At 65.3% G+C, this 12,192-nt stretch carries 8 protein-coding genes; 5 read left to right on the forward strand and 3 right to left on the reverse strand.

What is annotated here, in order from left to right; all coding sequences use genetic code 11:
* Window positions 1–70 precede the first annotated feature (70 nt).
* From pth to mfd, 3 genes are all read left to right on the forward strand, one after another.
* Window positions 71–664, forward strand: a complete 594-nt coding sequence (gene pth, locus B5E43_RS11155; protein WP_087396734.1) for an aminoacyl-tRNA hydrolase — start codon at window positions 71–73, stop codon at window positions 662–664.
* A gap of 95 nt (window positions 665–759) precedes the next feature.
* Window positions 760–1,527, forward strand: a complete 768-nt coding sequence (locus B5E43_RS11160; protein WP_087396736.1) for a hypothetical protein — start codon at window positions 760–762, stop codon at window positions 1,525–1,527.
* A 132-nt stretch (window positions 1,528–1,659) separates the two neighbouring features.
* A complete protein-coding gene (gene mfd, locus B5E43_RS11165) occupies window positions 1,660–5,163 on the forward strand; it encodes a transcription-repair coupling factor (protein ID WP_087396738.1) in 3,504 nt (1,167 codons plus the stop codon).
* Window positions 5,164–5,228: 65 nt separating this feature from the next.
* On the opposite strand, the gene B5E43_RS11170 is transcribed toward mfd, so the two are convergent.
* Complete coding sequence (locus tag B5E43_RS11170; RefSeq protein ID WP_087396740.1) at window positions 5,229–5,981, reverse strand: cyclase family protein; 753 nt, start codon at window positions 5,979–5,981, stop codon at window positions 5,229–5,231.
* Window positions 5,982–6,184: 203 nt separating this feature from the next.
* Between B5E43_RS11170 and B5E43_RS11175 the strand changes: the two genes are divergently transcribed.
* The gene (locus tag B5E43_RS11175; protein ID WP_143383003.1) at window positions 6,185–7,489 is read left to right on the forward strand and encodes a peptidylprolyl isomerase; all 1,305 of its coding nucleotides are present in this window, start codon (window positions 6,185–6,187) and stop codon (window positions 7,487–7,489) included.
* 84 nt (window positions 7,490–7,573) lie between these two features.
* On the opposite strand, the gene B5E43_RS11180 is transcribed toward B5E43_RS11175, so the two are convergent.
* Complete coding sequence (locus B5E43_RS11180) at window positions 7,574–7,993, reverse strand: RidA family protein (RefSeq protein ID WP_087396742.1); 420 nt, start codon at window positions 7,991–7,993, stop codon at window positions 7,574–7,576.
* The gene (locus B5E43_RS11185; protein WP_087396744.1) at window positions 7,990–9,207 is read right to left on the reverse strand and encodes a pyridoxal phosphate-dependent aminotransferase; all 1,218 of its coding nucleotides are present in this window, start codon (window positions 9,205–9,207) and stop codon (window positions 7,990–7,992) included. The genes B5E43_RS11180 and B5E43_RS11185 overlap by 4 nt, the downstream gene beginning before the upstream one ends.
* 219 nt (window positions 9,208–9,426) lie before the next feature.
* Here B5E43_RS11185 and B5E43_RS11190 point away from each other — a divergent pair, with 219 nt between their 5' ends.
* Window positions 9,427–12,099: a calcium-translocating P-type ATPase, PMCA-type gene (locus tag B5E43_RS11190; protein WP_087396745.1), complete on the forward strand. Its 2,673-nt coding sequence runs from the start codon at window positions 9,427–9,429 to the stop codon at window positions 12,097–12,099.
* Window positions 12,100–12,192: the final 93 nt, after the last annotated feature.

The raw sequence follows: 12,192 nt of genomic DNA on the forward strand, positions 1-12,192 counted from the left end.
GAAACCAAACACGCAGGGGCGGGTATCCCTTACCCGCCCCTGCGTGGTCGTAAAGCGAGGAAACAAGTCAATGCTGTTCAAGAAAAACGCCGGAGGCGCCACCTGGCTGGTGGTGGGCCTGGGCAATCCAGGAGACAAATATGAAAATACCCGGCATAACGTGGGCTTCATGGTGGCCGACGAGCTGGCTGAGCGGCAGAAGGTGCCGGTGCAGCGGCTGAAGTTCAAGGCCCTGACCAACCTGGTGACCATTTCCGGGGAAAAGGTGCTGCTCATGAAGCCGGTGACCTATATGAACCTGTCCGGGGAGGCGGTGGGCCAGGCGGCCGACTTTTATAAAATCCCCCCCGACCACGTGCTGGTCATCTCCGACGACACCGCCCTGGCCCCGGGCCGGCTGCGCATCCGCAAGGGAGGCTCCGCCGGGGGCCACAACGGCCTGAAAAACATCATCCAGCACCTGGGCACCGACCAATTTCCCCGGGTGCGGGTGGGGGTGGGGGAGAAGCCCCATCCCGACTATGACCTGGCCGACTGGGTGCTGGGCAAGTTTGTGGGAGAGGACAAAAAGACCATGGACCAGGCGGTGAAGCGGGCCGCCGACGCTGTGGAGTGCCTCATCCAGAATGGCCCCGACAAGGCCATGAACCGGTTCAACGGGTAAGGTTTTAGAAAAGTTTAAGAAAATTCCTCCTATGGTCTTAATTTCCACAGGATATTCTATGTGGGATATGTTATGTTTGGTTAGGAGGAGACGGTATGAAGTGGTACGTGCTCACCCACATCCGTAAGCTGTTTCTGGTGTGGGTCATCCTGGGGATTGTGGGCCTGATCGTGGGGCTGACCCTGCGTCCCGACCTGCCCAACACCCTGTTTCTGTTCTACATGATCTGGGTGTTGGCGGGCCACTGTGGGGGAAATCTCTTTGCCCGGTCCATGCTCACCCAGGCCCTTCGTACCCTGGATGAGACCTGTGACCCGGAGCCTCTGGTGGAGGTGAGCCGGGCCATCGTCAAGCAGAACCCCAAGGTCTGCGGCAACTGGGTCTACCTGGCCTGGGCCCTGACCCTGCTGGGCCGGGAGGAGGAGGCCCTGGAGGCGGCCAACCGGGCGGAGCGGCGGCCCCGCCGGCTGTGGAAAAATCCCCTGCTCCTCCTCATCTGGAGCTCCGCCCTGCCGGTGGATGACCCCCGCCGGGAGAAGGCGGAGGAGGCTCTGGAGGCTATGACCCGGCGGGGTCCCAAAAAGCGGCGCGCCCTCATTCGCCTGGCCCTGGATGTCCGCAAGCGGGACAGCCAGGTGACGGAGGCTTCCCAGGAGCAGGAAAGCGCCCTGATCGCCGCCGTGGAACAGGCCGGCTGCACCCGGGAGCAGGTGAGTGCCCACCTGGCCTTGGGGCTGTACTATGTCCAGCAGGGCAAGCCGGAGCAGGCCCAGGAGTACCTGGCCTTTGTGGCCGCCCACGGAGGCAAGCTGAAGGTAAAGACGGAGGCGGAGAAGCTGCTGTGCCGCCTGCCCGCCCCCTGATTTCCATCCATCCACGCTCCCCACGGGTGGGCCCCCAGGTTTCTCAATGACTATACCCCCCACTCCTGCGGGAGTGGGGGCAATGCCGCGTTCCCATAGAACCATTCATCCTTGGTAAGGGAGGTCCGTCCGATGAAATTACTCACTGCCGCCTGTACCCGTCTGCCCGACGTGGAGCAGCTGCTTGCCGCCCTGGAGGGGGGACGGTCTCCCGCCGCCCTCACCGGAGTGGCCGTGGTCCACCGCGCCCACATCGCTGCCGCCATTGGCCTGCGCACCGGGCGGCCCATTGTGGTGGTGTGCGCCGACGAGGGGGAGGGGGAGCGGCTGGCCAAGGATCTGGCCGCCTTCACCGGGGGGCAGGTCCCCCTCCTCACCCCCCGCACCTTCACCTTCCACAACGCTGCCACCGTCTCCCGCCAGTGGGAGCACCGCCGCCTGGCCCTGATGCACCGGCTGAGCCGGGGGGAGGTGCCCCTTTTGGTGGCCACGGTGGAGGCCCTGCTCCAGCGCACCCTGCCCCCCCAGGTGCTTCAGGACTGTACCCTGGAGCTGAAGGTGGGGGAGAGCCGGGACCTCAATGAGCTGACGGAAACCCTCTCCGCCGCCGGCTACACCCGGTGCGACCAGGTGGAGGGTGTGGGCCAGTTTGCCCTGCGGGGTGGCATCCTGGACGTGTACGCCCCCGGCATGGAGCAGCCCGTGCGGGTGGAGTTCTTCGGGGACGAGGTGGACGCCATGGGCTCCTTTGACCTGACCACCCAGCGCCGCACGGAGAATGTGGATTCCGCCCTCCTTCTGCCCGCCGCCGAGGCCCTGCCCCGTATGGCCCCCGACGGTCTGGCAGGCCTGGGGAAAAAGCTGCAAAAGCTGGCCGCTAAGGCCACTTCTGCGGGGAATAAGGAGCTGGCCGCCACTTTGGAACAGGACCGGGAGGCCCTGGAGGAGGGGCGCACCTTCCCGGCGGTGGACCGGTATCTGCCCCTCATCTACCCCAAGCTGGCCACGGCGGCGGACTATCTGCCGGGGGACGCCTGCGTGGTGTACACCGAGTGCGTCCGGCTGGCCGACCGGGCCAAGACCTGGCAGTGGCAGATGGAGGAGGATGTAAAAACTCTGCTGGAGCGGGGAGAGTTGGACGGCTCCTGTACCGAATTTGGGCGCACCTTTCCGCAGCTGAACACCTTTTTGGAGGACTGGGCGGTGGTCTATCTCGATTCCTTCGCCACCGCCTCCTACCCCACACCCCCCAGGGCCCTGCTGTCCATCCAGGCCAAGCAGCTGCCCTCCTTCGGGGCCAGCCTGGAGACGGCGGTGCAGGATCTCACCCACTACCAGCACATGGGTTTCTCTACCCTGGTGCTGGTGTCCGGGGAGCAGCGGGCCCTGGACTTGCAGACCCTGCTGCGGGAGCAGAAGGTGACCTCCGCCGTGGACTTCCGGCTCAAGGAACTGCCCCAGCCGGGACAGATCATCCTCACCGTGGGGGGGCTGTCCGGAGGAATGGAGTACCCGGACATTAAGCTGGCGGTGCTCACCGAGGGCTCTGCCCAGCCCGCCCGTAAGCCCCGGGCCAAGAAGGATGCCACCAACCGGCAGAAGCTGAAGTCCTACGCCGACCTGTCCCCCGGGGACCTGGTGGTCCACGAGCACCACGGAGTGGGCCGGTATGTGGGCATGGTGAAAATGCCGGTGGACGGCATCGAGAAGGACTATGTGAAAATCGCCTACGCCGGCACCGACGTGCTCTACGTCCCCGCCACCCAGCTGGACCTGGTGAGCAAGTACATCGGCGGCGGGGAGGACGGCAACCAGACCAAGAAATTGAACCGCCTGGGGGGCACCGAGTGGGAGAAGGCCAAGACCCGGGCCAAGAAGGCGGTGCAGGACCTGGCCAAGGGGCTCATCGAGCTCTACGCTCAGCGCCAGCGCCAGCCGGGGTACGCCTTTTCCCCCGACTCCCCCTGGCAGCGGGAGTTTGAGGAGCAGTTTGAATACACCGAGACCGACGACCAGCTGCGGTGCATCGGGGAGATCAAGGGGGACATGGAGCGGCCCACCCCCATGGACCGGCTGCTGTGCGGAGACGTGGGCTACGGCAAGACAGAGGTGGCCTTCCGGGCCATTATGAAGTGTGTGCTGGACGGCAAGCAGGCGGCCATTCTGGTGCCCACCACCGTCCTGGCCCGGCAGCACTACCTCACCGCCCTGCGCCGGTTCCAGAAGTACCCGGTGAACATCGAGGTAGTCTCCCGGTTCCGCACCCCCGCCCAGATGAAGCACACCCTGGAAAAAGTGGCAAACGGAGGGGTGGACGTGCTCATCGGCACCCACCGCCTGTTCAACAAAGATGTCCGCTTCAAGGACCTGGGCCTGCTGGTGGTGGACGAGGAGCAGCGCTTCGGGGTGCAGCACAAGGAGAAGTTAAAAGAGACCTTCCGCCAGGTGGATGTGCTCACCCTCTCCGCCACCCCCATTCCCCGCACCCTGAACATGGCTCTCTCCGGCATCCGGGACATGTCCACTCTGGAGGAGCCCCCCGCCGACCGCCAGCCGGTGCAGACCTACGTGCTGGAGCACGACTGGAACGTGCTGGGGGACGCCATGCGCCGGGAGCTGGAGCGGGGCGGGCAGGTGTACTACCTCCACAACCGGGTGGAGACCATCGACCGCACCGCCGCCCGGCTCCAACTGCTTTTGGGGGAGGGGGCGGCCATCGGAGTGGCCCACGGAAAGATGACCCAGGAGGCCATTGACGACGTAATGAGCCGGATGACCGATGGGGAGCTGAACGTGCTGGTGTGCACCACCATCATTGAGACGGGCATCGACCTGCCCAACGCCAACACCCTCATCATCGAGGACGCCGACAAACTGGGTCTGGCCCAGCTCCACCAGATCCGGGGCCGGGTGGGCCGGTCCAGCCGCCGGGCCTTCGCCTATCTCACCTACCGCCGGGGGAAGGTCCTCTCCGAGGTGGCGGCCAAGCGGTTGGAGGCCATAAGGGAGTTTGCCGAGTTCGGCTCCGGCTTTAAAATCGCCATGCGGGACCTGGAGATCCGGGGAGCGGGCAACGTACTGGGGCCGGAGCAGAGCGGTTTTATGCTCTCCGTGGGCTACGACATGTACCTGAAGCTGCTGGAGGAGGCGGTTTTGAAGGAGCAGGGCCAGCCCGTGCCCCAGAGCACCCAGTGCGCCGCCAACCTGAGTGTGGCCGCCTCGGTGCCCGACCGGTATGTCTCCTCTCCGGAACAGCGGATGGACCTGTACCGCCGCATCGCCGCCCTGCGCACCGAAGCCGACGCCGACGATCTGGTGGATGAGCTCATCGACCGCTACGGGGAGCCCCCCCGGACGGTGAACAACCTCATCTCCGTGGCCCTCCTCCGGGCGGATGCCGCCGGGGCGGGGATCACCGACATCGACCAGAAAAACGGCAGCCTGCTCTTCACCGTTCCCTCCTTTGATTTGCGGCAGGTGTCGGAGCTGTGCGGGGGGAGCAAGTATAAGGGCCGGCTCCTCTTCTCCGCCGGGGAGAAGCCCTACCTGTCCCTGAAGCTGAAAAAGGGGGAGGACGCCCTCCGGGCGGCCCGGACCCTGGTGAAGGACTACGCCTCGGGGCTGAACGCAGAATAAAAAGCAAGAGGCAGGGCCCCAGGCCCTGCCTCTTTTCAACTAAAACGGATTGCAATGGGAAGGGATCACTCCGTCACCGCCCACACCCGGACGGGCAGGCCGGTGGCGCCCTTGATGTTGGGCCAGGCGGCCACCAGGACGGCCCCGGCGGGGGGCACCTGGTCCAGGTTGCACATGACCTCAATTTGCAGCTTGCCCTTGCTGAGCACATACCGCTCACAGGCCAGGTCGCCGGCGGCGGCAGCCAGGGCGGAGGCGTCGGTGTCCAGGGTCTCGTGGCCGTTGGCGGCGGCGTTGCGCACCTCGTAGATGTACTCCAGGGCCTCCAGAGACCAGCCGGGGAAGTTCTCGCTGCCGTCGGGAGCGATGCCGGACAGGGTGTCCATGTCGGGCCAGCGGCTGCTCCAGCCGGTGTACAGGGCCACGAAGGCCCCCTCGGGGATGGGGCCGTACTTGGCCTCATAGTCCAAAATATCCTGCTTGGTCACCGCGTAGCAGGGGTCCTTGGCCACCTGGGGGGTGATGTCAATAACGCACAGGGGGAAGGCCATATTTTCCACCCCGTAGGCCTCGGACAGAGCGCCGTCTTTGATAAAGTGGCCGGGGAAGTCGATGTGGGTGCCGAACTGGCCGGGGAATTTGAAGGTCTGGATGAGACAGTCCAGCATGGGCTGGCCCCAGTCGTAGACGGTGCGGCCCAGCTCCACCGAGCCGTCGGGGATGCCCGCCCAGTAGGGGCTGGAGTTATCCAGGGGGTGGGACAGGTCAATCCAGCGCAGGCTCTTGGCCTTGTTCAGCGCCTCCCAAAGGGTATACATGGTACATACCTCCCGCTTCAAAATTTTGCAAGTTTTCTTTTTCAGAATAGCAAATTCTCCTCCCCCTGTCAACGGGGCGGGAAAAAGAGGGGACAGGCGGCCTTGCTCCCAGCGGGCATTTATGCTATAATGCTGCCTGCTGAACAAAAACGCCGGGGGAGGCTCCGGCGATGTGGATTTCTGCAAGGAAAGGACAATAACCCATGAAGAAAACGAAACGACTGCTTGCCGCAGCCCTGGCCCTGGCTCTGGGGGCCGGTCTGCTCTCCGGCTGCGGCTTTAAGGGGAGCGATGGAAGCTCCTCCAGCGCCGCCGGCTCCTCCAGCTCCAGTCAGGAGTCCCAGGTGGAGGCCATGGACCTGAGTACGGTCACCGATCCCTGTCTGGCCACCTTGGGCCTGTCTGGGGACACGGTGGTGGCCACGGTGGGGGAGTATGAGATCACCGCCGCCAGCCTGGCCTATTGGCTGAACAGCAACATCAGCTATATCCTCCAGCAGTACAGCATGATGGGCCTGCAAGAGATCGACTGGGACCAGGAGCTGTCCGACGGAACCACCCAGGGGCAGTCCATTTTGGACAGCGCGGTGCGGGTTGCGGCCAGCTACCGCCTGGTGCCGGAGATTGGGGCCCAGGAGGGGGTAACCATTCCCCAGGAGACCCTGGATGCCATGGACAAGGACCTGGCCTCTCTGCGGGAGCAGCTGGGGAGCGACGAGACCTACACCCACTATTTTTGGCTGAGCATGATGACCCCCGAGCTGTTTGAAGAGCTGTATTTGTCGGGGGAGATGAGCGCCCTTCTCCAGGACAAGTACTATGGCGAGGGCAGCGAGGGCTACCCCACCGACGCCGAGGTGCTCACCTATGCCCAGGATGAGCTGGGTGTCTACCGGGCCAAGCACATTTTGCTCAAAACGGTGGATACCACCCAGACAGTGGAGCAGGAGGACGGCACCACCGGCTACGCCCCTCTGGACGAGGCCACCATTCAGGAGAAAAAGGCCAAGGCCAATGATCTGCTCTCCCAGCTGCGGGCGGCGGAGGACCCGGTGGCCCTCTTCGACACCCTGATGAACGAGAACAGCGAGGACGAGGGATTACAGACAAATCCCGACGGCTACACCGCCTACAAGGGACAGATGGTCTCTGCCTTTGAGGACACCGCCCTGGCCCTGAAGGACGGGGAGATCAGCGACGTGGTGGAGAGCGAGTACGGCTACCATATCATTCTCCGCCTGCCCCTGGATCCCGCCGACTACCGCAGCCAGCTGGTGGCGGTCAAGATGCAGGATAAGCAGGAGGGCTGGCTGGAGGAGTATGGCGTTGAGACCAACGAGACCTTTGCCCAGATCGATCCCGCCGACTTCTGGGAGAAGGCCCAGTCCCTGCAGATGGGGGCCTATGAGGAGATCCAGGCCGTCCAAGAGCAGCTCCAGGCCGACAGCAGTGCCTCCGGCTCCGGTTCTGCCTCGGCTTCCGGCGCCGCCTCCGGCAGCCAGGGATAACCCACCACAACTCAACAATGACAAAGCCCCCGCGTTCCGGAAACGGGAACGCGGGGGCTCTTTTGCTGCTTTTTGGGGAGGGGGTCAGCCCACTCCCACCACCAGCTGCACCTCCACAGGGGCGTTGCCGGGGAGGGTGGCCATGCCGATGGCGGCCCGGGGACCGATGCCCGCCTCGCCCAGCTGCTCAAAGAGGTACTCCGAGGCCAGGTCGCCCACTTTGGCGTGGGTGGTATAGTCGGGGGAGGCGTTGATGTAGACGGTGAGGGAGAGCACCTGGACGATCTGTTCCCCCTCATTCAGGCAGTTCCGGGCGGCGGTGAGGGCGTTTTCCGTGGCCTGCCGCACTCCGTCCCGGTAGTGCTCCAGGGGCTGGTCCGGGGTGACCTTTCCGGACTGGAGGAGGACTCCGTTCTTCCGGGGGGTCATGCCGGCGGTGTAGACCAGGTTGCCGAAGCGGACGGCGGGCTTATACTTGCCCTGGGGAATGGGGTTGTTACTCATACACGATACCTCTCAATCATCTGGGTGACGCGCTCCATGGCGGCCATAGCGGCTTGGTGGTCCTGGGAGAAGTTCAGGCGGACGCAGTTGGTGAACTGGGGGCCGAACTCGGTGCCGGGGGTGAGGGTGACTCCCGCCTGAACCCGGCACAGCTTGACAAACTGGGAGAGGGTGACCTTCAGAGGGGGCATCTCCAGGAAGAGGTAGCTGCCCCCCTCGGTGGGACGGGCCCAGCAGCCGGGACACTTGGAGATGACCCGGAGGATGTCGTCCCGGATGGCCTTGTGCTCGGCTACCCGCTCCTCCAGCCAGCCCCTGGGCTCGGAGAACCAGTTGCGGTAGGCACTCTGGCAGTAGCCGGCGGTGCGCAGGGAGACAATGGCCTGGAGCTTTTCCATGCGGGTGATGATGTCCGCCGAGCCGTAGGCCACGCCCAGGCGGAAGCCGCTGAGGGACTCAGTCTTGGAGGGGCCGATGATGGTGATGAGGGTGTCGGGCTTCTCCTCCAGGGCGCGCAGGTGGGTGTAGGGGAGGGCGGGGTCAAAGAGCTGGCGGGAGTAGAGCTCGTCGGCGATGACGGCCACGTTGTACTCCTTGGCCAGGCGGCCGATGGCGGCCACCTCTTCGGGGGAGTAGATGACGCCGGTGGGGTTGTTGGGGTTGGAGTAGAGGAAGAGCTTCACCCCGTCCTGGAAGGCCTTCTCCAGGGCCTCCAGGTCCAGGCCGGAGTAGTGCTCCACGTCCTTCCACCGGATGGGTACGGGGACCAGCTCGCCGTCAAAGAACTCCACCAGCTTCCGGTTGGCGAAGTAGTCCGGCTCGATGATGGCCACCTTGTCTCCCCGGCCGATGAGGGAGCCCATGGCCAGAAACAGAGCCCCCTGGGTGCCCGGGGTGAGGATGAGCTCAGAGTCGGCATCCACCGGAGCGCCGGAGAACTGGGCCAGCTTCTCGGCCAGGTAGGCCCGGATATCCCCACGGCCCCGGTACTCGGTGTAGGCCTGGTGGCCGCCCCCCACCACATAGCCATCCACAAAGGTCTCCAGGCTGCCGGGGATGGGCTTGTGGGCGTCCACATCCCCGTGGGAGAAGTCCACCGGGGTGCCGGGAATGTTCTCCCCCACCAGGGGCAGCGCCTCCTGCTTCTGCCGGCCCTCCTGGCCCGGGGCGTTGTCCACTCCCAGCTTGGCAAATTTTGCGGTAATGTAGTCCATGAACCAAAAACCTCCTAATTGGCCGCAGCCATATCATTTGCTGCCTCCATTGTACCCCAGGGGGGAGGAGAAAAGCAAATACGCAAAAGCATATAAAATTATAATTCCTTCCAAAAGACCGGGGCTTTTTTCCTCACCCCCATATTCCCCCAAAAAATGGAATGGGCCCTGGAGTATACTGAGGGACAACCACTTCACAACCAGAAGGAGCGTGATACTATGGGCCAGTGGCATGACCGGCCGGTGTCCCAAATTTGTAAGGAGCTGGACAGCTCCCCCTCGGGCCTGTCCGCCCGGCAGGCCCAGCAGCGGCTGGAGCGGGTGGGTCCCAACGAGCTGGAGCGGCCCGCGCCGCCCTCTTTGCTCATGCGGGTGTGGGGCCAGCTGAAGGACCCCATGATCCTGGTGCTGCTGGCGGCGGCGGGGATCTCTCTGGCGGCCAGCGGGGGAGAGGATTGGCTGGACGGGGCCATCATTTTAATTATTGTGGCGGTAAACGCCATCTTGTCCATCAACCAGGAGGACCACGCCCAGCAGGCCCTGGAGGAGCTGCGGCGCATGTCCTCCCCCATGGCTCGGGTGGTGCGGGAGGGCCGGGAGAAGCAGGTGCCCGCCGCCCAGCTGGTGCCGGGGGACGTGGTGCGTCTGGAGGCGGGGGACCTGGTGCCCGCCGACGCCCGGATTTTGGAGTGCAGCCGCCTACAGGCCGATGAGTCGGCCATGACGGGGGAGTCGGTGCCGGTGGAGAAGGAACCCCGGGATGCCCTGCCCCCGGACACCCCCCTGGGGGACCAGGTGAACATGCTTATCTCCGGCACCCTCATCACCGCCGGCCGGGGCACCGCCCTGGTGGTGGCCACGGGGATGGACACCCAGATGGGCCATATCGCCGGCATGCTGCTGGAGGACCGGGAGGGGGAGACCCCCTTGCAGCGGAAAATGGGGGAGATCTCCAAGAGCCTGTCCTTTTTGTGCCTGTCGGTGTGCGCCGTCATGTTCGGGGTGGGTCTTATTCAGGGCCGGGACATGCTGGGTATGTTCCTCACCGCCGTCTCCCTGGCGGTGGCGGCCATCCCCGAGGGGCTGCCCGCCATTGTCACCATCGTGCTGGCCATGGGAGTGCAGCGGCTGGCCCGGCGGGGGGCCATTGTGAAAAAACTCCCGGCGGTGGAGACCCTGGGGTGCGCCAGCGTCATCTGCTCGGACAAGACGGGCACCCTCACCCAGAACCGGATGACCGTCCAGGAGGTCTGGGTCCCGGCGGGGGCACACCGGCGGGAGGCCATGGTGGCCGGCTGCCTGTGCTCCGACGCCCGGCTGGAGTGGCGCTCCGGAGCCCCCTGGGCCTCGGGGGACCCCACCGAGGCGGCCTTGGTGGTGGCCGCCGCCCGGGAGGGGGTGGACCAGCGTCGGACGGAGGAGGAGCGCCCCCGGCTGGGGGACATCCCCTTTGACTCCGGGCGCAAGCTCATGTCCACTCTCCACGCCGGGAAGGAGGGGGGATACACCCTGTACGTCAAGGGCGCGCCGGACATCCTGCTGCAGCGGTGCGTGGCCACCCCCTCCGGACCTATGACCCAGGAGGGGCGGCAGCGGGCCCTCCGGGCCAACGAGGACATGGCAAGGCGGGCGCTGCGGGTCATCGCCGTAGCCCGCCGGGACCTCTCCACCCAGCCCGCCCGGCTGGAGCCGGGGGAGATGGAGCGGGGGCTCACCTTTTTGGGCCTGTTCGGCCTGATGGACCCGCCCCGGCCGGAGGCCAAGCGGGCGGTGGAGCGGTGCCATTTGGCCGGGGTGCGGCCGGTAATGATCACCGGGGACCACCGGGAGACGGCGGCGGCGGTGGCCCGGGAGCTGGGCATTGCCAATGCCGGGGATTTGACCATCACCGGACCGGAGCTGGACTTCATGCCCCAGGAGGTGCTGGAGGAGGACATTGCCCGCTTCTCCGTCTTTGCCCGGGTGTCTCCCGAGCACAAGATGCGCATTGTCCGGGCCTGGCAGAAGAAGGGCCATGTGGTGGCCATGACAGGGGACGGGGTCAACGACGCCCCCGCCCTAAAGGCGGCGGACATCGGCTGCGCCATGGGCCGCTCGGGCACCGACGTGGCCAAGGGGGCGGCCCACATGATCCTCACCGACGACAACTTTTCCACCATTGTTGCCGCCATTGAGGAGGGGCGGGGCATCTACTCCAACATTAAAAAGGCCATCCACTACCTCCTCTCCTGCAACATCGGGGAGATTTTCACCATCTTCACCGCCACCCTCCTGGACCTGGGGCAGATGCCCCTGGTGCCGGTGCAGCTGCTGTGGCTCAATCTGGTCACCGACTCCCTCCCCGCCCTGGCCCTGGGGGTGGAGCCGGTGGAGGAGGGGGTGATGGAGGAGCGGCCCCGGGACGCCAAGGCGGGGCTCTTTAACCGCTCCTTCTCCTTCCGCCTGGCCTGGCAGGGACTGATGGTGGGGGGACTCACCCTGGGGGCCTACTTTTTGGGCCTGCGGGTGCTTGGGGAGCCGGGGCTGGAGGGGGCGGCGGCCAACACCATGGCCTTTGCCACCCTCACCCTGTGCCAGCTCTTCCACGCCTTCAATGTGCGCAGCGAGGACCGCTCCCTCTTTGTCCAGGGGGTGCTGTCCAATTCCGCTATGAACAAGGCCTTCCTCACTGGGCTTGCCATGCAGCTGGCGGTGCTGCTGCTGCCCCCTCTCCAGGGGGTGTTCTCTGTGTGTCCCATGACGGGGAAGCAGTGGCTGGCAGTGGGACTGCTGGCGGTAGCCCCGGTGCCCATCTGCGAGGTGTCCAAGGCCCTGGCCCGGCCGGGCCGGACAGCGGGGGAGAAGCCTGTGCCCCCTGCGTCCCGGGAGACCCGGCGTCCGGCGGCCAAATAAATCCAGATCTGGTGTATAAGCTCCCTCCCTCCTGGCATACTAAGCCGGAAGGAGGGAGCTGTTATGTCCACAAAACCCCGGGAGGATGCCCCC

Source organism: Flavonifractor sp. An100 (assembly GCF_002161175.1).
In the GTDB taxonomy this organism is placed as follows: domain Bacteria; phylum Bacillota; class Clostridia; order Oscillospirales; family Oscillospiraceae; genus Lawsonibacter.